Consider the following 21,220-nt stretch of genomic DNA (forward strand, 5'->3'; position numbering starts at 1 on the left):
ATGGCCTATCTTGAGTTGGACAAGGTCGGATATACCTATCCAAACGGGTATCAGGCTCTGCGGGAGGTCAGCCTGTCATGCGAGCTTGGGGAAGCTGTTGCCATCATCGGCCGCAACGGGGCCGGCAAGACCACCATGGTCAAGCTTATGAACGGACTGCTCAAGCCCACGCATGGTCGCGTCATGGTGGACGGGACCGCCACGGATCAAGAGGATGCCGCCCATGTGGCAGCCAAGGTCGGCTATGTCTTTCAGAATCCGGACGACCAGATCTTCCAGGACAGCATCCGCCGAGAAATAGCCTATGGGCTGGTGAAAAAGCATGTTGCCCGGGACCGTATCGGGGGGCGGGTCGCTTGGGCTGCTGAAGTCTGCGGTTTGGAAGACAGCTTGGATTCCCATCCCTATGATCTTCCCTTCTCGCAGCGCAAGTTTGTCACCATAGCATCGGCTTTGGTCATGGATCCCCGGGTGCTGATTCTGGACGAGCCTACCGCCGGTCAGGACAGGGCAGCTACGGACCTGCTGGCAGGGATAATCCAGCAGGTGACGGCAATGGGCAAGACAGTTATCACCATCAGCCATGACATGGAGTTCGTTACCCGTCATTTCCAGCGTGGCATCGTCATGGCCGACAGACGGATCCACATGGATGGGCCCATCGATCGAATCTTCAGGGACGATGATCTGCTTGAACAGGCCCATCTGGTCCGTCCCTACCTGGCGCAGCTAGCTCAGGCCTGGGGCTTCCATGACGTGCTCACCTCCGAGGATTTCATGGCGGCCCTGCCGCAGACATCATTACTGACGAATCGGTGATATTGCCCCCCCCCCCCTCCCCCCTGGGACAATGTTCCGGCAGTCTACGCAGTCCAAGTGACTGGTTGATCGGAATTCAACGAATTATTCGGATCAATGGAGATCGTGAGCGCTTCTCGGACTGGTGTCACCACATGTTTTTATTGAATGATGCCCATGCCTTGGCCCATGTATGACCGGTTGGTGTGAAGGATCGAGTGGAATATTCGCTCATGACCAGGTTGGCCGCTGAATGTGTCGGGAACGGCGCGGTCGCCGACGTGGATCTGGAGGGCACCAAGGGCCACCATTCCCGCTGGCTCACTATTGTCATGGCATGGGATATGGCTTCGGAGTCATGTTTCCCGTGCTCATGCCCGGTGGGATATCCGGAGCCCACATCAATCCGGCCATGACTTTGGGGCAAGCCATCATCGGCATCTCCTCATGGAGCCAGGTTCTGCCTTATATTCTGGCGTAGCTGGTCGTCTACGTCTGCTACTTCCCGCACTACCGCGTAACTAAGGAGCCTGTGCCGATTCCGGGCACCTTCTGCACCACTGATGCCTCGGGATCACCTGTCGATTATTTTGTCAATGAGTTCTTTGGCTTGGCACCCCGGTGCTGGTCCTGGGAGTCCTCTGCTGTCTGCAGGGGCCATGGGGATCTAAGGGGTTGGCTGCCGCCTCCATCATCGTCGGCTTGATCGTCTGGGGGGGGGGTGGGGGTCACCTCTCTGGGCGGTCCCACCGTCCCCGGTCTGAACCCCACAGGCGATTTGGTGCCGCGCTTCCTGCACTGGATTCTGCCCGTGCCCAATTAGGGGGACTCACGCTGAGGCGAGGCTTGGATTCCGGTGGTGGCGCCCATCATTGGTGCCATCGTAGGAGCCGTGATTTTCAAGAGTCTTTTCGCTGCCTGATCAGCGGCTTGGTGACAAGGTCACATGCTTTGTTTTGGAGGTTCAGGACCTTATTCATTGCATAGTCAAGCCTGTGCGTAGTCAGGCTTGAATGGTTCGACCTGCCATGGATATGATTGACCATATATGCCCGATTCCTCGCAATGAGCGCATCGGAGATGGGAAGGCAGGTACGACCATGGGGCGTCTTCAAGGCAGGAAAGAGCGCGAGCCGTTTGTGCTCGAGCATGCCAGTATCGCGACCGGTGACGAAAAAGGCACGGTCCAGAAGGACATGTCCGTTCTGGTATCCGCGGACGGCCGGATAGAGCAGGTCTGCCCGACCCCACTGGCCTACGTGCCTTCCGGATATCATCGGATCAACGCTACGGGCAAGTTTGTGGCTCCCGGACTCATAAACGCCCATACCCATCTCTTTGCCGACGGCAAGCCCCTGTCTGGCGGTACGGACCTGTCGCCGCGTGTGGTCGACGCTGCTTTGAAAGTGGTGCACAGTCCTGCCGGCAGAGTCTTTATGGACGCCAGGATCAAGGGCAACGTCTCCACGCTGCTCAATTCGGGAGTGACGACCATTCGTACCCTGGGTGATGTGGGCTATGAGGCGGTTCGTCTGCGCGACAGGATTGATGCTGACGAGCTGACCGGCCCCCGCATGTTGGCTGCCGGCCCCCTCCTGGCGATTCCCGGAGGGCATGGCGATCCCTTCATCGCCCTGTCCTGCTCCTCTCCTGAAGAGGCCAGGCGTCGGACCAGGGAGAACCTGGATCACGGGGTCAATGCCATCAAGGTGGCTGCGACCGGCGGCGTCACCGATGCCACCAAGCTTGGCGAGGCCGGCAGCCCGCAGATGACCGAGGAGGAAATGGCCGCCGTCTGCGATGAGGCCCATGAGTTTGGCGTGCTCGTCGCAGCACACGCTCAGAGCCCCGAGGGGGTCAAAGCCGCTCTCAAGGCTGGCGTGGACACCATCGAGCATGGCAGTGCCCTTGACGACGAGATGATCGGGCTCTTCCTTGACAATCCGCGCTCGCTTCGTGGCTTCTCGGCCTTGGACCCCACCTTGTCCGCCGGGCTGCCGCTGGTCAAGATCAGTCAGCAGGAGCTGGGAATCAGCGACATAGTTCGTGGCAATTCCGAGCTTGTCGTCGACGGCATGGTCAAGAGCGCCAAGCAGGCTCATGAGAACGGCATTGCCGTCGGCGTCGGCACCGACACCGGCATGACCTTCGTGCCCCAGTACGGCACTTGGCGAGAACTCGACTATCTGGTGCGGTACGCTGACTTCACTCCGGCGCAGGCCTTCCACGCCGCCACCCAGGTCAATGCCCGAAACCTGGGCTTTGACAATGTCACCGGCTCTGTCGACACGGGCAAGGATGCGGATCTGATCGTCCTTGACGAGGACCCTGCCAAGAATGTGCGGACACTGGCTGATCCCAAGCTGGTCATCGTTCGTGGCAAGCCGGTCTGGCGTCCTGAGGTCAAGCACTTCGAGGAAATCGACCGCCTACTCGACAGCTTCTGACCATTTGTCTTGAGGCCTTCAGAGGTGTGTACTCATCTGGCTCACTGATGATTCATCGATGACCGGATGGTATGCAAGCATGTCGGTATGCACAAGGGAGAACCGAGAGTGGACCAGGCCGGTCAGGCCAAGGTCGTAGGAAGGTTGGCGCCTTCGCCGACCGGGCGAATGCATCTGGGCAATATCTATGCATGTCTGGCGGCCTGGCTTGGTGTCAGGTCACAAGGGCCTGGCGGGGTTCTGCGGCTTCGTATAGAAGATATAGATACACCACGGGTGGTCAAGGACGCTGATCGCTGGATCATGGACGACCTGGCATGGCTGGGATTGGATTGGGATGGCGAGGTGGTCTACCAGTCCCAGCGCGCCGATGCCTACACTCAGGCATTGAATCAGCTGGAATCGCAGCAATTGGTAGGCGGGCAGCCGCTGATTTACCCCTGCTTCTGCTCCCGTGCCGACATCCGTGCGGCATCGGCGCCGAATGAAGGCGACGGATTCATCGTCTATCCGGGCACTTGCCGAGGACTTTCCCCTGAGGTGGTCAGTGAAAGGCTGGCCCGGGCGCAGAGGCACAGCCTGCGAATCGCAGTCCCTGATCAGCCCGACGAATCGGATGCCATCTGTCGCTTCGACGATTTGGTTTTTGGCCCCCAGTCCTTCGATTTGTCCAGGCAGGTCGGTGATGTGGTCGTCAGACGTTCGGATGGTTTGGTTTCCTACCAGCTGGCGGTGACGGTGGATGACCTGGCCATGGGCGTCAATCAGATCGTGCGGGGAAGGGACCTGCTGAGGTCCACGGCCATTCAGATGTGGATCCGGAATCATCTTCAGCCGCAGGCTCCTCGCGTTCAGTATGCCCATTTGCCGCTGATCGATGGCGTGGACGGCAGGAGGATGTCCAAGCGTTTCGGCTCACCGGACCTGGGATCACTGAGAAGAGACGGCTGGTCGTCCAGGCAGGTGTTGGGGGTCTGTGGCTGGCTTCTGGGACTCCTGGACCGTCCCAGACCTGCCAGTGCGCAGGAACTGTTGGATGGTTTCACGTGGAACACTCTGGCTGCTGACCGCAGGGACCGACAGCTGGATCTGAGCGGGCTGAACGTTTCTGACACAAAGCCGAGTCTGTAGTTTCTTCGACCCGAATTAGGTCGCTCGTTTCCGACATCCGCTTTCTCCCGGGCTTGTGGGTTTGTCGGTATGAGCCACTGGCTACCATGGCCTCAGTCAAGGCTTCCGGATTTTAAGGAGGTAGCGGGTCATGGTCGCCTATATGGACCACAAGGATCTGGGCAATCGGCAGATCGGCAGGGAACGGGCCGGGCAGATTGCGGATGGGGTCAAGCGTGTGGCCGACAGGATCGCCAAAGCGGAAGACTCCGCTGGTCGAAAAGAAGGCTCGGTAACCCTGCTGGCGGCCACCAAGACCCGCGATGTGGGCGAGATTATGGCAGCCATCGATGCAGGGGTGCGTCGGATCGGCGAGAACCGTCCCCAGGAGGTCACCGCCAAGGCCCAGGGATTGCTGGAGCTCTGTCGGGACAGGGGACTGGCTCTTGGCACCGACCTTGTAGACAGTGATTCATCAAGCACCAGTCTGGGCTTCCACCTTATTGGGCAGCTCCAATCCAACAAGATCAATAAGATCCTGCCATATGTCGACACGGTCGAGTCGGTCGACGGGTCCTCGCTGGCTCGGAAGCTGGCCACGCGGGCACTGGCTGCAGGAAGAACTATGGGCATACTCCTGGAGGTCAACGAGTCCGGCGAGCAGGCCAAGTCGGGATGTGCTCCGGACCAGGCCCTGGATCTGGCCTATGAGCTGGCTGCTATGGAGGGGATTCAGCTTAAGGGGCTGATGACCGTAGGTGCGCATGTGGATGATGAGGCCATCATCAGGAGCGGATTCGCCCATTTGCGCGGTCTGCGCGACCACATCAGGGATTCGGGGGAGCCGGGCACCGACACCTGCACCATGCTGTCCATGGGAATGACCGGAGACATGGAGTATGCGGTGGCTGAGGGGTCTACCGAGGTCCGTGTAGGCACAGCCATCTTCGGCCCACGGGCGTTTATCTGACCAGCCACCATTCGTTTGGGAACCCGATCCCGTCAAGAGGCCCGGCCTGGGGCTAGACTGTGCCCTATGAGAATCGCGCGTTTTTCCTACAAGGACACCCCACGATACGCCTTCGTGCAAACCGACAAGCAGGACGGCAAGGATTACCTGGTCGAGCTGAGCGGCTACCCCCTGACCGGCCAGCAGGTCGAACCCACCGGCAAGCGTTACCCATTGGACGACGAGGATGTGCGGCTGCTGGCCCCGGTCATCCCCTCCAAGATCTACGGAGCAGCCAAGAACTACCGCGCCCACGCCGCCTACATGGCTGAGCATGGCCAATCCTCGAACCCGGAGCCACCGGAGAAGCTCATGCTCTTCATGAAGCCCTCCACTTCGGTCATCGGTCCTGACGACCCCATCGTCAAGCCCTCTTACAGCAAGGACATGAATTACGAGCCCGAAGTAGCCGTTGTCATAGGCAGGATGGCCCGGAAGGTGAGCGTCAACGAGGCCATGGACCACGTGCTGGGCTACACCTGCGTCAATGACGTGACCCTGCGTGACCTGCAGAAGAACGACCCAATGTGGACCCGCTGCAAGGGCTTTGACACCGCCTGCCCCCTCGGGCCCTGGATCGAGACCGACCTGGACTATCGGGATGCGAAGATCTCCTTCAGGCTCAACGGGGAAGATGTGCCTGAGGCCAGCGGCACCACCGCCAACCTGATCCATTCCATCCCTGAACAGATCGCCTTCATCTCCAGCTTCGCCACCCTGCTGCCCGGCGATGTCATCATGACCGGTACCCCTAACGCCACAGGTTCGTTGAAGAACCGTGATGAGGCCACGGTCCAGGTGGAGGGAATCGGATACCTGCGCAACGTGGTCATCGATGAGTAGCAAATAACAGGAACAAAGCAAGGTAAAACTTGAGTCGTTTAGGCTCAAGTTTGGGAATAGGTATCCTCCTTTCGCTGTTGTAGAAGACAGATGAACCCGTGACGAGGCCGGGTGAATGATTCGGCTGGCCCCGCCAAGAATGTTGGAGGATGCTCTATGAACGAAAACTTCACCACCATGGCTCAGCAGGCCATCGGCGATGCCATCCAGTCGGCCTCGGCGGCCGGCAACCCCCAGGTGGATGTGCTCCACCTGCTGGACTCCCTGCTGCGTCAGCAGTCCGGCGTAGTTCCCGGACTGATTCAGGCAGCCGGTGGTGACAGTCAGCGGGTCGGAGCCGAGGTCCGTCAGGCCCTGGTGGCTCTGCCGTCAGCCAGCGGATCCACGGCTTCGCAGCCCGATGCCAGCCGTCAGCTCAGCATGGCCCTGGCTCAGGCCGAGAAGGAAATGCAGGCCATGGGGGACGAATACGTTTCCACCGAGCACCTGCTCATCGCCATCGCCCAGGGTCCCTCGCAGGCCGCCGATATCCTGAACCGGAACGGCCTGCAGGCCGACACCCTGCGCAAGGCCGTGCCCCAGGTGCGCGGCGGTGCCAAGGTGACCAGCCCTGACGCCGAGGGCACCTACAAGGCCCTGGAGAAGTATTCCACCGATCTGACCGCCCAGGCCAAGGAGGGCAAGCTGGACCCGGTCATCGGCAGGGACCAGGAGATTCGTCGTGTCATGCAGATCCTGTCCCGGCGGACCAAGAACAACCCCGTCCTTATCGGCGAGCCCGGTGTGGGCAAGACAGCCGTGGTCGAGGGTCTGGCCGAACGCATCGTGGCTGGTGATGTGCCCACAACTTTGCAAGGCAAGAGGCTGATCTCCCTGGACCTGAGCTCCATGGTGGCTGGCAGCAAGTACCGTGGCGAATTCGAGGAACGACTCAAGGCCGTCCTCAATGAGATCAAGAGCGCCAACGGTCAGGTCATCACCTTCATCGACGAGATCCACACCATCGTCGGTGCTGGTGCCGCCGAGGGTTCCATGGATGCTGGCAACATGCTCAAGCCCATGCTGGCCAGGGGTGAACTGCGCCTGATCGGCGCCACCACCTTGGACGAATACCGTGAGAATATCGAGAAGGATCCGGCTCTGGAGCGCCGCTTCCAACAGGTCTTCGTGGGCGAGCCCTCCGTGGAGGACACCGTGGCCATCCTGCGTGGTCTCAAGCAGCGTTACGAGGCCCACCACAAGGTGACCATCGGGGATGATGCCCTGGTGGCTGCGGCCACCCTGTCCAACCGGTACATCTCGGGTCGTCAGCTGCCCGACAAGGCCATCGACCTGGTTGATGAGGCCGCTGCCCACCTGCGGATGGAGCTGGACTCTCAGCCTGAGGAGATCGACGAGCTTCAACGTCGTGTCACCCGTCTGGAGATGGAGGAGATGCAGCTGAAGAAGGCCGATGACCCGGCCTCCAAGGACCGTCTGAGCAAGCTGCAGGCCGAGCTGGCGGACTCCCGCGAGAAGCTGGGCGGTCTCAAGGCCCGTTGGGAGAACGAGAAGGCCGGTCACAACAAGGTCGGTGACCTGCGTGCCCAGCTGGACGCCAAGCGGGTCGAGGCCGACAAGGCCACCCGCGAGGGTGATCTGGAGAAGGCCTCCCGCATCCTCTACGGGGAGATCCCTGGCATCCGCAAGCAGCTGGCCCAGGCGGAGAACGCCGCCGAGCAGGCCAAGAATACCGCCAATGATGCGGGTCCCGATGGGGCTGACATTGCCGGCGGTCCGGCCCAGGAGCCCATGGTTCCTGACCATGTGGATGCGGATTCCGTGGCGGAAATCGTCTCTGACTGGACCGGCATCCCTGTGGGACGGCTCATGGAGGGCGAGAACGAGAAGCTCCTGCATATGGAGGACTACCTGGGCAAGCGGGTGGTCGGCCAGCAGGAGGCCATCCATGCAGTATCCGACGCAGTTCGGCGCTCGCGTGCCGGCATCGCCGACCCTGACAGGCCTACCGGATCCTTCATGTTCCTGGGCCCCACCGGCGTGGGCAAGACGGAGCTGGCCAAGGCCCTGGCCGACTTTCTCTTCGACGACGAGAAGGCCATGGTCCGCATCGACATGTCAGAGTATATGGAGAAGGCCTCGGTCTCCCGCCTGATCGGCGCTGCCCCCGGCTACGTGGGCTACGAGGAGGGTGGCCAGCTGACCGAGGCCGTACGTCGGCGGCCCTACTCGGTGGTCCTCTTCGATGAGGTGGAGAAGGCCAACCCTGAGGTCTTCGACCTGCTTCTGCAGGTTCTGGACGACGGCAGGCTGACCGATGGCCAGGGCAGGACGGTGGACTTCAAGAACACCATTCTGATCATGACCTCCAACCTGGGCTCACAGTTCCTGGTCCGGGACGACCTGGATGAGGAGGCCAAGCGCAAGGCCGTCATGGACGCGGTGCACGCCAACTTCAAGCCCGAGTTCATCAACCGGCTGGACGATCTGGTCATCTTCCATCCGCTGACCCGCGACGAGCTGGGTTCCATTGTGGACATCCAGGTCAAGCAGGTGGCCCAGCGGCTGACCGACCGGCGCATCACCCTGGATGTCACCGATTCCGCTCGGGAGTGGCTGGCCAACATGGGCTACGATCCGGCCTTCGGCGCTCGTCCTCTGCGTAGGTTGGTCCAGACCGAGGTGGGCGATCAGCTGGCCAGGATGCTGCTGGCTGGCAAGGTCCACGACGGCGACACGGTCCTGGTGGACCAGACCGGTGGCGATCACCTGGAGTTGACCGCCTGGCCCACTGAGAATCTGGTCGATGACTCGGTCACGGTCGACGATGTGACAGCTGATGGCGATGCCGACGATGGCGGACGCGATGGTGGCCGTGGTCGTCATGCCGCGCGTGGCGACGATCAGGGTCAGGCCCGGACTCGCTGAGATAAATTAGGGTCGGCACCAAGGGATTATCCCGGTACCGACCCCGATTTGCATCCTATGGTATTTTTGCCGATTCAATCCATAGCTGCAGCCGGGTCCTTGCCCTCTTGCATGGACTCCCACTGGCTGTCGACGATGATCTGAGGGCGCCGTGCAGCGACTGTCGGAAGCTGGTCCGTGTCGATCAGGGCGAGGTGCAGCCAGCGGCGGCGCAGGTGCCGCAGCCGGTGCAGACGACGAACGTTGAGCATGGCCAGGATGGTGGATAGGGCCCCTGTTACTGCTGCGATCATGGGGTTGAGCATCCAGCCCAGGAAAGGTTGGCAGATTCCGGTGGCAATCACCAGGGCGATGATGTTGTAGATGGTGGACCAGGTCAGGTTCTGCCTGATGACCCGGGTGGTGGCTCGGCTCAGTTCTATGGCCCTGCTGGTCCCGTCCAGGTCGCCCTGGTGCAGGATCAGGTCCGGCTGCGGCAGGGCGATGTCGTCTGCGGCATCATCCGTGTCAGCCTGGAGTTTTGGACCCAACGTGATGCCCACCTGTGCTCTGTCCGTCAGCCCGGGATCCGCTGTGGTCCCAGCCGCCAGAGCCACCAGGCTGGTTCGCCCCTGCTTTGCGGCGGAGGCGGTGTCTTGGCCGGTCCGATCCGCTGGGATGCCTCTGCTGGTCCGGGTCAGGTCGTGATTGAGCCGATCCATGCACTCGCGCTTGCGCTCGGGGGTCAGCCGGGTGATCAGCATATCCACACCCGCCTGACGGGCTGCCCGCTCAATCCTGTCGTCCGGCTGTCGGCTCCCATCCAGGATCAGGCTGCGTACCCGCAGGGAACGTAGATGGGTGGCGGTCCGGGTCAGGGATTCCGCGTTGACTCCCTGGCCCTCCGAGTCGGCGGTATCCAGCAGAGAGGAGTCGTCCAGGATCAGGCTGCGTACCCGGCCCAGGTGGTTCATGGCCCGTGGCGAGGTGAAGAGCAGACCATGGGCCAGGCCCGTCTCCAGGCTGGTTCGGAAGGCCATAGGGATGGTCATGGCTGCGACGGCGGGGCAGGCGATGGTCAGTACACAGACTGCATTGCCTACGGCGTGGGCCAGGTGGGGTTGCGGTCCCAGCATGAGCCAGAGCATGAAGGTCCAGGCAGCCAGAATCATGATCAATGCAATGGCTGTATGGACGATACGATCCATCCTGCGCATGGCGGGGGATCGCTCGACCAGGGCCTGGGGAATGATTTTCACGAGCCTGGCTGCATAGGTGTTGTCGCCGGCGGCATCCACGCGGATGGACAGTCGGCCCTCCAGGACCTTGCTGGAGGCCAGGATTCGGTCGCCGGGTCCGCATGGCCGGGGTCTGTCACCGCCTGTCAACTCGCTGTCGTCCACCAGGGCCGACCCTGACTCCACAACCCCATCGGCGGCTGGGCGCTCTCCTGTGCGTACCAGGAGCAGATCGCCTGGGTGGATCCGGTCGCGTGCAAGGATTTGGGCGGGAACCGTCTGCGGATGTTCGGAATCGGCCACCAGACCTGAGGCTGGCCGGATCTCTGTCAGGTGGTTCAAGGAGGCCACCAGGGAGGCTTCCATTCTGGTGCCGATGACCCGGGCCAGCAAGAGGAGGGTGATGACCACGCCGACCAGATCGAAGTAGGGGGATCGGGAGCCCTCAGGCAGCAGGGACCCGGCCAGGCAGGTGGCAAGGCTGTACAGGTAGGCCAGGCTTGTGGCCAGCATGGCCAGAAGATCGGGGCTGCAGCGGTGCTCGGTCATGGCCGTCCACCCGTCCATGAGTATTCCGCGGCCGCAGTAGAAGATGACCGGGGTTATCAGAATGGCCTGGACCCAGGGACTGGTCAGCCAGGAGGGAATCAGATCGGGGCCGAAGCGATCGAACAGATCCAGAACCAGGACGGGCGCGGTCAGCAGGGCGCTTACAATGGTCGGCCTGAGCAGACGGTGGCTGCGGGAGTCCAGATCGGCCCCCCATTTGCCCCAATCCTCGGGATCGCGCCAGGGGCGTTTGGTCGGGGAGTCCGCGCCTGCATTCTGGTCGTTGGCGTGGGCCGACGGCATAAGGAAGTACCAGATGATCAGCCAGGTGACCGCACAGGCCACGACCAGATCGGCTATCGCCAGGAAGATATCGATACCCACGGATCTCCTTCGGTCTTGCTCCAACCCCTTGATATTTCCCATTCTGCCCTTCATCGCGGCCCGGCACCGGTCTTAAGGCCGATTCCTTGCGGAAAAAACGAATTCTCGAATTATCGCCGACAGCCTGCCGTGCCGATCTGGTTTTCGGGTCCAGTGCTGGAGGTTTACTAGAACATATGTTCGATTCTACGTCATCGGTGGTCATGGTGGTGCTTCTCCTGCTGATCGGTATAGTCCTGGGAGGACTGGCCGGATATGTGCTGGGTCGCGCCCAGGGTCGGAGGGCCGTCGGCATGGGGTCCGACGGCCAGGTGGATGAGCTGCGCTCGCAGCTGGATCAGGCCCAGGAACGGCTCCATGGATCCGATGCGGCTCTGGTGGAGGCACGGACCAAGGTGGACGGCCTGAACCGCGAGCTCTCCTTTGTCAAGTCCCAGCTGGCCCAGGCCCAGCAGGCCGAGCAGATCAGAATCGAGCAGGAGCGCCGCCGTGCACAGGCTCAGGAGGAGGAGAAGCGGCGCAGGCAGGCTCAGAATCTCGAGGAGGAGAGCAAGGTGCTCTCGGCCTTGGCTCCGGTGCAGAAGAATCTGGACGCCCTCCAGCACAAGGTGGCCCAGATCGAGGAGGGCCGCAAGCAGGAGATGGGCTCCCTGGGGCAGCAGCTGAAGAGTCTGGGCGAGCAGCAGGGGCGACTGGACAAGGAGACCAGCTCTTTGGCTTCGGCCCTGCGCAACAACAAGGTACGCGGCGCCTGGGGCGAGGCTCAGCTCAGGAATATTGTCGAGTCTGCTGGGCTCTTGGAGCATGTCGACTTCGACACCCAGGTTGTGGTCACCGCCTCGGATGGCCGCGTTCTGCGCCCCGACATGGTGGTTCATCTACCCGGCGGCAAGACCATTCCTATCGATGCTAAGGCCCCCTATTCCGACTATCAGCGGGCCTGCGAGATCCCCGACACCGCTTCCGATGACGAACTGCACCGCCGGGACGAGCTGCTCAAGGCGCATGCCCGGGCCCTGCGAGAGCACGTCAAGGCCTTGGCCGACAAGGAGTATTGGAACGCCTTCGAGACGGCCCCGGACTTCGTGGTGGCCTTCATTCCCAACGACTCACTTCTGCAGGCCGCCCTGGAGGTGGACCCCACCCTGATGGACGATGCTTTCGCACAGAAAGTGGCCCTGACCTCGCCGGTGACCCTCTGGGCTGTGCTCAAGTCGGTGGCCTACGCCTGGCAGCAGCAGAACCTGTCCGAGGACGCCCGCACCCTCTTTACGCTCACCCACGAGCTCTATGACCGTTTTGTGGTTCTGGGCGATCGGGCCAACAAACTGGGCCGTTCCATCACCGCCACGGTGACCGCCTACAACAAGTTCACCTCCTCTTTGGAGTCGCGCGTTCTGGTCACCGCCCGCAAGCTGCAGCAGATGGATCCCTCCAAGGTCATCGATTCGGTCGACATGATCGATTCAGACAAGGGCAATATCAGGGAGCTGACCGCTCCGGAAGTTTTGCCTGACCAAGGGCAGTGAGTGCCGCTTAGGGGCCTCCGGCGCTAGTCTGATAAGCATGAACGAGGCAACGAAGAGACAAGAGGGTTCATCCTTCAGGCCCACCGGGTCGCCTGATCTGGTCGGGCGCAAATCCGACGTGGACCTGCCTGAGCCGGTCGATCAGCTGCGTGAACTCCTGACCCAGGAGATTGGCGGGCGTCCCTTCACCGAGCTGAGCGGGGTTACCTTCCACCACCGCGGGGCCGAACTTGCCGGTCATGTGCTTCTGGACACCCTGGAGGATGCGGGCTATTCAGTCGACGATTTCGATGCGGTCGGGGCCCTGACCGCCGCTGCCGTGCCACTGGCTGATGCCATGCTCCATGCGGCGGCTTCACGCGGTCAGGATCTGGACGCTTTCGTTATGGACTTCGTCTACCCCTCCATCAAAGGCCCCTCCATCGAGGGCAGGCGGGTCATCCTGCTGGATGCCTGGCTGGGCCGGAAATCCTATGTGCAGACCTCGTCCCTGGTTACCTTGGGCAAGAATAACGAACTCAATCTTGACTGCGGGATTATCCAGCGTCAGGGTGCCAAGACGCTGGCCATCGCCTCGCTGGTGGGTGGCCGGACCGATGGCAGCATCCAGGTGGTCGATCCGGTGGACGAATCCCGGCAAAGGCTGCCTTTCATCTGTGCCTACCAGGAGGATCAATTCGTCGGTGCCGCCGATGACTCTCCGGAGCGGTCATGAGGGAGCCTGACCCGGTGACCCGAGCAGCCATGGCCTCAGATGAGCCTGTTTTCCGGGAGGTGGGGGTCGGCCCTTGGCGGGAGGAGCATCCCGAGCGGCCCCTGCCGACGGAGCCGTGCTATGACCCTGAACTGCTGGAGCAGGGGGATCGGCGCAACGTCCTGGACCGGTACCGCTATTGGAGGGTCGAGGCCATTCGGGACGACCTGGATCGCCGGGGTCGCCATGATTTCGAGGTGGCTGTGGAGAACTGGACCCACGATTTCAATATCGGCTCCATGGTCCGAACCGCCAACGCCTTCGCAGCTCGCCGCGTCCATATAGTCGGTCCTCACAAATGGAATCGCAAGGGGTCGTTGATGACCGAGCTCTATCAGCATGTGGTCCACGACCCCGACATAGCAACCATGACGGCCACCCTGCAAGAAGAGGCGGCCGGACAGGGGGAGCCCGCCCCCCGCATAATCGCCATCGACAACGTCCCCGGGGCTATCCCCATGGAGACCTACCGCTTTCCTCGTCGCTGCCTGCTCATGTTCGGCGCCGAGGGGCCGGGGCTGTCCAAGAAGGCCTTGGAGCTGGCCGACGATGTGGTTTACATCTCCCAGTTCGGATCGGTGCGCTCCATCAACGCGGGGGCTGCGGCTGCCGTGGCTATGCACTCCTGGATCTGCCAGCATGCCGGAGTTGCGGGTCAGTCGGACCGGGGGACTCTGCCATGATTGTCGTCGACTCGCTGACCAAGCGCTTTGGCTCCCGCAAGGCGCTGAACCGCGTCTCCTTTACGGCCAGGGACGGTCGGGTGACCGGGTTTGTGGGGCCCAAAGGGGCCGGCAAGTCGACAGCACTGCGCATTGCTCTGGGGCTGGTTCGCCCTGACACAGGCAAGGCCCTGTTCGATGGCCAGCCTTTCGTCCGGCTTTCATCGCCCATGCGGACAGCGGGAGCGGTACTGAATCCACGCAACGCCCATCCTGCCTGCAAGGCCAGAGATCACCTGCTGGCCTTGGCTGTGGTCAATGGCATTGATCATCGTCGGGTGGACCAGGTGCTTGAGATGGTCGGTCTGCAATCGGTCGCCGACAGGCCGACGGGATCCCTTTCTCTGGGGATGAGTCAGCGGCTGGCCCTGGCCGCTGCCCTGCTGGGTGAACCGCACAACCTGGTTCTGGATGATCCCCTTGACGGTCTGGATCCGGAGGGAGCCGACCGGGTGAGGGACATCTGGCGCGGCCTTGCCTCGCAGGGCAGGGCGGTCCTCCTAAGCTCCCGTAAGATAAACGAGGTGGCTCAAATCGCCGACGATCTGGTCATCATCGCCAAGGGAAGGGTCCTGGAGAGAACGACAGTGGCCCGATTCATCGGCGAGCACTCCCGGGACTCCATCTATGCGGTAACGCCGCAGCCCGACCAGTTAAGGGCCGCCCTGGCCACGGCTGCCGGAATCAGCATCACCCGTCTGCCGCCAGACGAGAGCTGTCCGCCGGATGCCGCCCGTTTCCGCATCCAGGGCGCGCCCCTGGCTTCGACAGCCTCGATTCTGGCCCAGGAGGGCGTGGTGCTCTACGACTTCCAGCCGGAGAAAGCCTCCTTGGAGCAGGCCTACAAGGACATGATTCACGGCAGAAGGGATGCGCGGCCATGAGTGCCGACAGCGGCCGCCGAGTCCGCCGGAGTCGGCGAGAGGTACCCGCAGGGCCTGATAATGCAACCCCACGGCATGGCTCCGCCTTCACGCGGCTGCGTCGGACTTCGGTGCTGTCCTTCCTGGATTCGCGTCGTCCGTCAGGTCAGCTGACCCTTTTCGGGGCGGTCCGAGGGGAGCTGCGCAAGATGCTCTCCCTACGATCTACCTGGGTCCTCCTCCTGATCGTCATGCTGTTACAGCCATTGAGCGCCGGCCTGATGGCCTGTGCGACCCGGGTCCTGGCTGGCCCGGGTCGGCAGACCAATCACCTTCCGGATCACCTGCTGCCTGCCTCCGGTGACGTTTTCCGGTCGGCCGTCGTTTCGGGCCTGTTCCCGGCCATGATTGTGGCGGGCATTCTGGGTGTTCTGGTCCTTACTCGCGAGTTTTCCGGAGCCAACATTGAGAGCACGCTGACGGCCAATCCTCGTCGGGGCATGGTCCTGATGGCCAAGGGTCTTGCCTTGGCCTTATTGACTTGGTTGGCGGCACAGATAGGCCTGCTGCTCAGCTGGATTTTGGCGACACTGCTTCTGTCGGGCGGATCGGGGGCCTTGCCTGCCTACAAGCCCGGGCTGGTCCTGATTGATTTGCTGGGTGGCCCGCTCATGGTGGTCCTCTTTGCTTTGATGGCCCTGGGTCTGGGGGCCGTGAGCCGCTCCAAGGCTGGTGGGATCGGCCTGTTCCTGGGGCTGACCGTGATTCTGCCATTGATTCTGGGACTCCTGGCGGGTTTGGTCCCTCATGCCGACTGGCTGCAGATTCCCTTCAGCCTGACCCCAACCAGCCTGCTGAGCACCTTCCTTTCAGGTCTGGGCCAGGCAGCAGGGGCAGGCAGCGGATGGTGGCCCACCTGGTGGCAGTCGGGCCTGATCATGATGGTCTGGACGGCCCTATGCTGTGCTCCGGGAACCCTGGTCTTTCGGCGCGCAGACATCGGTTGACCCTGTCTTCTGCGTGTCATAGAGCACCCATATGATAAGTGGTATGCCAACTTTTACACGTGAAGAGATCAAGCACTTGGGCGATCTGGCCCGGATTGCCTTGACCGATCAGGAGGCTGACCGCCTCAAGGGCGAACTCAACGTGATCGCCGATTCCATTACCAAGGTCCAGCAGGTGGCCGGCGACGACGTGCCCCCCACTGCCAATCCCATTCCTCTGGAGGCCTACCTGCGCCCCGACGAGGCTGAGGAACCGCTGACCCAGGAGGCTGCCCTCTCGGGGGCGCCGGTCACTGAATCGGGCATGTTCGTGGCCCCGCGCATTCTGGGTGAGGAGTGAGACGATGAGCGCACAGGAAGAATTGGTCAAGCAATCCGCCTCCGACATGGCAGCACAGCTGCGGTCGGGGCAGGTCTCCAGCCGCGAGCTGGTTCAGGCTCATCTGGATGTGATCGAAGCCGCCGAGCCCAGCATTGATGCGTTTCTGCAGGTCAGCGCCGATCAGGCCCTGGAACAGGCTGACGCCTTCGACCAGCGCCTGGCCAATGAAGGCGCCGAGGGGCTGCCGGAACTGGCCGGCGTCCCCATTGCCATCAAGGACATGATCGTCACCAAGGGCATTCCCACCACAGCAGCCTCCAAGATCCTCGAGGGATGGGTGCCGCCTTACGACGCTACCGTCATCAAGAAGCTCAAGGCCGCAGGCATGCCCATTCTGGGCAAGACCAACCTGGATGAGTTCGCCCAGGGATCCTCCACTGAGCACTCGGCCTTCAAGCCCACACACAATCCCTGGGATACCGAGCGGGTTCCGGGCGGCTCGGGCGGTGGTTCGGCCTCGGCCGTCGGCGCCTTTGAGGCCCCGCTGGCTCTGGGTACCGACACCGGCGGGTCCATTCGCCAGCCCGGATCACTGACCGGCACCGTGGGCGTCAAACCTACCTATGGTGGTGTCTCCAGGTTCGGGGCCATCGCCATGGCCTCCTCCCTGGATCAGATTGGTCCGGTCTCCAGGACCGTGCTGGATGCGGCCCTGCTGCAGGAGGTCATCGGTGGCTATGACCGCCGAGACTCCACCTCCATTCCCAAGCCGGTTCCCCCTCTGGCCCAGGCCGCTCGTCAGGGCCAGAAGCGCGATTTGAAGGGCCTCAAGGTGGGGCTGGTCAAGGAGTTGGGCGGCGAGGGCTACCAGCCCGGCGTCGAGGCCCGCTTCAACGAGGCCGTCTCGTTGCTGGAGTCCATGGGCGCCGAGGTGGTCCAGGTCTCCTGCCCGCACTTCCCCTATGCGCTGGCCGCCTACTACATCATCATGCCTTCCGAGGTCTCCTCCAATCTGGCCCGTTACGACGGCATGCGCTACGGACTGCGGGTCATGCCCCCAGAAGGCGTTCCCCAGACGGCTGCCAACATGATGGCCGCCACCCGTGAGGCCGGGTTCGGCGACGAGGTCAAGCGCAGGATCATCCTGGGCATCTACGCCCTGTCCGCCGGGTACTACGACGCCTGGTACGGCTCGGCCCAGAAGGTTCGCACCCTGGTCATCCGCGACTTCGAGAAGGCCTTTGAACAGGCCGACGTCCTGGTCTCGCCGACTTCGCCGACCACGGCCTTCCGCTTTGGCGAGAAGATGGACGACCCGCTGGCCATGTATCTGAATGATGTGGCCACCATTCCGGCTAATCTGGCCGGCACTCCGGCCATGTCGATCCCCGCCGGGCTCAGCGACGACGGGCTGCCTGTCGGCTTCCAGTTCTTCGCCCCCCAGATGCGCGACGAGGTCATGTACCGGCCTGCCGCAGCTCTTGAGGCGGCACTGGAGGAGCAGTGGGGTGGGCCCATCTCCAAGAAGCTGTCCACCCCCTGGCTGGATGGCCTGGCTCAGGATTCGACCAAGTAGGCATCGGAAGGAAACGGAATCACAATGGCTGAAAAACTTATGAAGTACGCCGATGCCGTGGCCAAGTACGACCCGGTGTTCGGCCTGGAGGTCCATGTCGAGCTCTGCACCAACACCAAGCTCTTCTGCCCGGCCCATATCGAGTTCGGCGGCGAACCCAACACCCAGCTGACCCCGGTCTCCCTGGGCCTGCCCGGCAGCCTGCCCGTGGTCAACAAGACCGCCATCGACTATGCGGTCAAACTGGGCCTGGCCCTGCACTGCAAGGTCAACGAGTGGAGCCAATTCGCCAGGAAGAACTACTTCTACCCGGACATGCCGCGCGACTACCAGATCTCCCAGTATGACAAGCCCCTGAATGGCGAGGGCTACCTGGATGTGGAGCTGGACGACGGCAGCATCTTCCGTGTGCCCATCGAGCGGGCCCATGTGGAGGACGACGCCGGCAAGAACACGCACGTGGGCGGGGCCGATGGCCGTATCGAAGGCGCCGACCACTCTCTGGTGGACTACAACCGTGCCGGTGTCCCCCTGGTCGAGATCGTGACCAAGCCCATCGAGGGTGCCGGGGCGCGTACCCCCGAGGTGGCCGGGGCCTACGTCCGGGCCATCAGAGACATCGTCCGGGCCCTGGGCATCTCCCACGCCCGGATGGAGCAGGGCAACATGCGTGCCGACGTCAACGTCTCCCTGCACGCCGGGCCGGATGCCCCTCTGGGGACCCGGTCGGAGACCAAGAATGTCAACACCTTCAAGGGCATCGAGAAGACCCTGACCTACGAGATCCGCCGTCAGGCCGCCCTGCTGGAGTCCGGTGGGGAGGTGCTGCAGGAGACCCGCCACTGGGACGAGTCCACACAGACCACTGCCGGCGGCCGGGTCAAGACCGATGCCAACGATTACCGCTACTTCCCCGATCCTGACCTGGTCATGGTCCATGTGACCAAGGATCATATCGAAGAGCTCAGGGCCCAGATGCCTGAAATGCCGCGCGAACGTCGCGCCCGTCTCAAGAAGGAGTGGGACTTCACCGACCGGCAGATGCAGGACGCGGTCAACGCCGATGCCGTGGATCTGATCGAGGATACGGTCAAGGCTGGCGCCACGGCTGCCGGAGCCCGTAAGTGGTGGCTGGGCGAGATCTCCCGCGAAGCCAACGCCCGTGGGGTCAGTCTGCAGGAGCTGCCCATTTCGGCTCAGGATGTCGCTGATGTGGAGCAGCTGATCGCTGATGGCAAGCTCAATGACAAGCTGGCCAAGCAGACCGTCTCCGGCGTGTTGGCAGGCGAGGGCAAGCCGGCCGAGGTCGTCAAGAAGCACGGCTACCAGGTGGTTTCGGATGACGGGGCCCTGGACGCAGCCGTCGATCAGGCCCTCAAGGACAACCCGGACATCGTGGCCAAGCTCAAGGGCGGCAATATGAAGCCCATGGGCGCTATTATCGGAGCGGTCATGCGGGCCACCAAGGGTCAGGCCGATGCCAAGGCAGTCAGCAAGATCGTCATGGAGCGCATCGCCAAGTCCTGACCGCGCCCGGTCCGCCGGCCCGGTCCCATCGGGTTCGGACCGGCGGACTGCCTGGCTTCTCATGGTTTTCCCAGGGGCCAGGGATTACAATTGATTGCCATCGCAAGGTGGCGATCATGGAGGTGACGTGATGTCTATGAGCGGCAGGGGCAATGACCGACCGCAAACGCAATCCGAGGGATCCGAAGACGCAGCGAACAGACAGCTGCCCGACCGGATCGAGATTCCCTACATCCGCGGCGAAATGTTGCACCTGCGGCCGGCCGTCATCGCCGATCTGACGGCAATGGACCAGTTGGAGGCCTTCTACAATTCCACCGGCATCACCGGTAAGGGGCCCAGTGCCGAACGAGCCGTGGTCAATGCCTGGGTGCGTCGGTCGGTGGCCTGGTCCAAGGGCCTGGCCGCCCGTGATTCGGGTGTGGGCGATCCCGAGTCCCGCCGCACCCTGGCCTGGGCCATGGTCACTGACGCGGACACCGACCAGGACGGCTCTCCCGATGCTGATGCCACCAAGGGGGTTATCGGCATGATCTTCCTGATCGACGTGGACGGCTGGTCCCGTTCGGCCAGGATCCAGGTGGTCCTGGGCAGGCACTTCCGCGGACGCGGCTACTCCCGGGATGCCATGCCCAGAATCATGACCTACGGGTACGCGGCTGCTCCTACAGGGCTGGGCCTGCACCGGATCTGGGTGGCTGTGCCAGAGAAAAACACCCGCTCGATCTCCGTCTATCAGTCCCTGGGATTCATGATCTCGGGCACCTCCCGTGATGCGCTCTGGGACGCCGAGAACGGCAAGTATCAGGATCAGATCGTCATGGATGCCCTGGTCGACGAGTACGATCCCATCCGTTCTTTGAATGCTTTCGGCATGCATGTCATCCGTGAAAATCCCGGTGTGGCCGAAGCCCTTGTTGCACACGGGTACACCGCGGATGAGGATGGCGACATAAGCGGGTCCGAGTCAGGGGAGTCCACTCCGGCATCCCAGAATTCACAGACATCAGGCGACCAGGCCAATCCGTCCCCGAAGAGTAGTTCACATTCAGGGAAACCTGCTGAGGACCATGCAAGCTCCAACAGCAGGACTGATGAGACAGCGGGCCATGGTCAGACGGACGCTAGGGGTGCGGAGGAAAAGTCCGGTTCCGGAGAACCCGTTGCCGAGCAGTCTGGCGAGGAGCATACAGCGTCGGATTGGGCCTACGGGTCGGCTGAGGCCAAACGATCCAAGCGCGCCTGGTGGCGTACGCTTGGCCATGGCCGTGATCGCGCGAATGGAGGTAGTCGATGAGTGCTGAGGATCTCGACAACTACGAGACCAATGCCGAATTGGCCTTGTATCGCGAGTACCGGGACGTGATCAAGCTGTTCACCTACGTGGTCGAGACCGAACGGCGGTTCTACCTGGCCAACAAGGTGGACTTCAACGTCCGATCCGCTGGGCAGGACGTCTACTTTGACGTTCGACTGACCGATGCCTGGGTCTGGGACGTCTACCGGTCCAGCCGGTTCGTCAAGAACGTCCGCATCGTCACTTTTAAGGACGTCAATGTGGAGGAAGTGCAGAAGACGGACATCGATATCCCTGACTCGCTGGGCTAGACAGCGTGTGAGGGCGAGCATCATCAC

17 protein-coding genes and 1 pseudogene are annotated in these 21,220 nt (G+C 62.3%); 17 read left to right on the forward strand and 1 reads right to left on the reverse strand.

Annotation, left to right across the window (positions count from 1 at the left end; translation table 11 throughout):
- The 7 genes and pseudogenes from H3V04_RS07595 (at position 1) to clpB (ending at position 9,135) form a co-directional block, all read left to right on the forward strand.
- Positions 1-819: an energy-coupling factor ABC transporter ATP-binding protein gene (locus H3V04_RS07595; protein ID WP_198187865.1), complete on the forward strand. Its 819-nt coding sequence runs from the start codon at positions 1-3 to the stop codon at positions 817-819.
- 197 nt (positions 820-1,016) lie between these two features.
- Positions 1,017-1,720 (forward strand): annotated as a pseudogene (locus tag H3V04_RS07600) (MIP/aquaporin family protein).
- A 178-nt stretch (positions 1,721-1,898) separates the two neighbouring features.
- Complete coding sequence (locus tag H3V04_RS07605; RefSeq protein WP_198187866.1) at positions 1,899-3,245, forward strand: amidohydrolase family protein; 1,347 nt, start codon at positions 1,899-1,901, stop codon at positions 3,243-3,245.
- A gap of 87 nt (positions 3,246-3,332) precedes the next feature.
- Positions 3,333-4,376, forward strand: coding sequence for a tRNA glutamyl-Q(34) synthetase GluQRS (gene gluQRS, locus H3V04_RS07610; protein WP_198187867.1), 1,044 nt, complete (start codon positions 3,333-3,335; stop codon positions 4,374-4,376).
- Positions 4,377-4,506: 130 nt separating this feature from the next.
- Positions 4,507-5,325, forward strand: a complete 819-nt coding sequence (locus tag H3V04_RS07615; protein WP_198187868.1) for a YggS family pyridoxal phosphate-dependent enzyme — start codon at positions 4,507-4,509, stop codon at positions 5,323-5,325.
- Between the two features lie 66 nt (positions 5,326-5,391).
- Positions 5,392-6,207: a fumarylacetoacetate hydrolase family protein gene (locus tag H3V04_RS07620; RefSeq protein ID WP_198187869.1), complete on the forward strand. Its 816-nt coding sequence runs from the start codon at positions 5,392-5,394 to the stop codon at positions 6,205-6,207.
- Positions 6,208-6,363: 156 nt separating this feature from the next.
- Positions 6,364-9,135, forward strand: coding sequence for an ATP-dependent chaperone ClpB (gene clpB / locus H3V04_RS07625; RefSeq protein WP_198187870.1), 2,772 nt, complete (start codon positions 6,364-6,366; stop codon positions 9,133-9,135).
- A gap of 74 nt (positions 9,136-9,209) precedes the next feature.
- On the opposite strand, the gene H3V04_RS07630 is transcribed toward clpB, so the two are convergent.
- On the reverse strand, positions 9,210-11,285 hold the full coding sequence (locus H3V04_RS07630; protein ID WP_198187872.1) for a hypothetical protein: 2,076 nt from the start codon (positions 11,283-11,285) through the stop codon (positions 9,210-9,212).
- A gap of 176 nt (positions 11,286-11,461) precedes the next feature.
- Between H3V04_RS07630 and rmuC the strand changes: the two genes are divergently transcribed.
- The 10 genes from rmuC to H3V04_RS07680 all read left to right on the forward strand — a co-directional run bounded on the left by rmuC (position 11,462) and on the right by H3V04_RS07680 (position 21,193).
- The gene (gene rmuC, locus H3V04_RS07635) at positions 11,462-12,814 is read left to right on the forward strand and encodes a DNA recombination protein RmuC (RefSeq protein WP_198187874.1); all 1,353 of its coding nucleotides are present in this window, start codon (positions 11,462-11,464) and stop codon (positions 12,812-12,814) included.
- Between the two features lie 37 nt (positions 12,815-12,851).
- Positions 12,852-13,529, forward strand: a complete 678-nt coding sequence (locus H3V04_RS07640; protein ID WP_198177211.1) for an orotate phosphoribosyltransferase — start codon at positions 12,852-12,854, stop codon at positions 13,527-13,529.
- Positions 13,526-14,251, forward strand: coding sequence for a TrmH family RNA methyltransferase (locus H3V04_RS07645; RefSeq protein ID WP_198177212.1), 726 nt, complete (start codon positions 13,526-13,528; stop codon positions 14,249-14,251). Before H3V04_RS07640 ends, H3V04_RS07645 begins: the two co-directional genes overlap by 4 nt.
- A complete protein-coding gene (locus H3V04_RS07650; protein ID WP_198177213.1) occupies positions 14,248-15,174 on the forward strand; it encodes an ATP-binding cassette domain-containing protein in 927 nt (308 codons plus the stop codon). The genes H3V04_RS07645 and H3V04_RS07650 overlap by 4 nt, the downstream gene beginning before the upstream one ends.
- A complete protein-coding gene (locus H3V04_RS07655) occupies positions 15,171-16,160 on the forward strand; it encodes an ABC transporter permease subunit (protein WP_198187876.1) in 990 nt (329 codons plus the stop codon). The genes H3V04_RS07650 and H3V04_RS07655 overlap by 4 nt, the downstream gene beginning before the upstream one ends.
- 43 nt (positions 16,161-16,203) lie before the next feature.
- Positions 16,204-16,500, forward strand: coding sequence for an Asp-tRNA(Asn)/Glu-tRNA(Gln) amidotransferase subunit GatC (gatC, locus tag H3V04_RS07660; RefSeq protein WP_198178342.1), 297 nt, complete (start codon positions 16,204-16,206; stop codon positions 16,498-16,500).
- A 4-nt stretch (positions 16,501-16,504) separates the two neighbouring features.
- Entirely contained in the window at positions 16,505-18,058 is a 1,554-nt protein-coding gene (gene gatA / locus H3V04_RS07665; RefSeq protein WP_198187879.1) for an Asp-tRNA(Asn)/Glu-tRNA(Gln) amidotransferase subunit GatA, read from the forward strand.
- Positions 18,059-18,082: 24 nt separating this feature from the next.
- Positions 18,083-19,585: an Asp-tRNA(Asn)/Glu-tRNA(Gln) amidotransferase subunit GatB gene (gene gatB / locus H3V04_RS07670; protein WP_154312871.1), complete on the forward strand. Its 1,503-nt coding sequence runs from the start codon at positions 18,083-18,085 to the stop codon at positions 19,583-19,585.
- A gap of 244 nt (positions 19,586-19,829) precedes the next feature.
- Positions 19,830-20,882 carry a GNAT family N-acetyltransferase gene (locus tag H3V04_RS07675; protein WP_232342651.1) on the forward strand — a complete coding sequence of 351 codons (1,053 nt, stop codon included), beginning with the start codon at positions 19,830-19,832 and terminating at the stop codon, positions 20,880-20,882.
- Positions 20,879-21,193: a DUF2469 domain-containing protein gene (locus tag H3V04_RS07680; RefSeq protein WP_015022511.1), complete on the forward strand. Its 315-nt coding sequence runs from the start codon at positions 20,879-20,881 to the stop codon at positions 21,191-21,193. The genes H3V04_RS07675 and H3V04_RS07680 overlap by 4 nt, the downstream gene beginning before the upstream one ends.
- The last annotated feature ends 27 nt before the right edge of the window (positions 21,194-21,220 follow it).

The organism is Bifidobacterium sp. M0353 (assembly GCF_016100645.1).
GTDB lineage: Bacteria > Actinomycetota > Actinomycetes > Actinomycetales > Bifidobacteriaceae > Bombiscardovia > Bombiscardovia choladohabitans.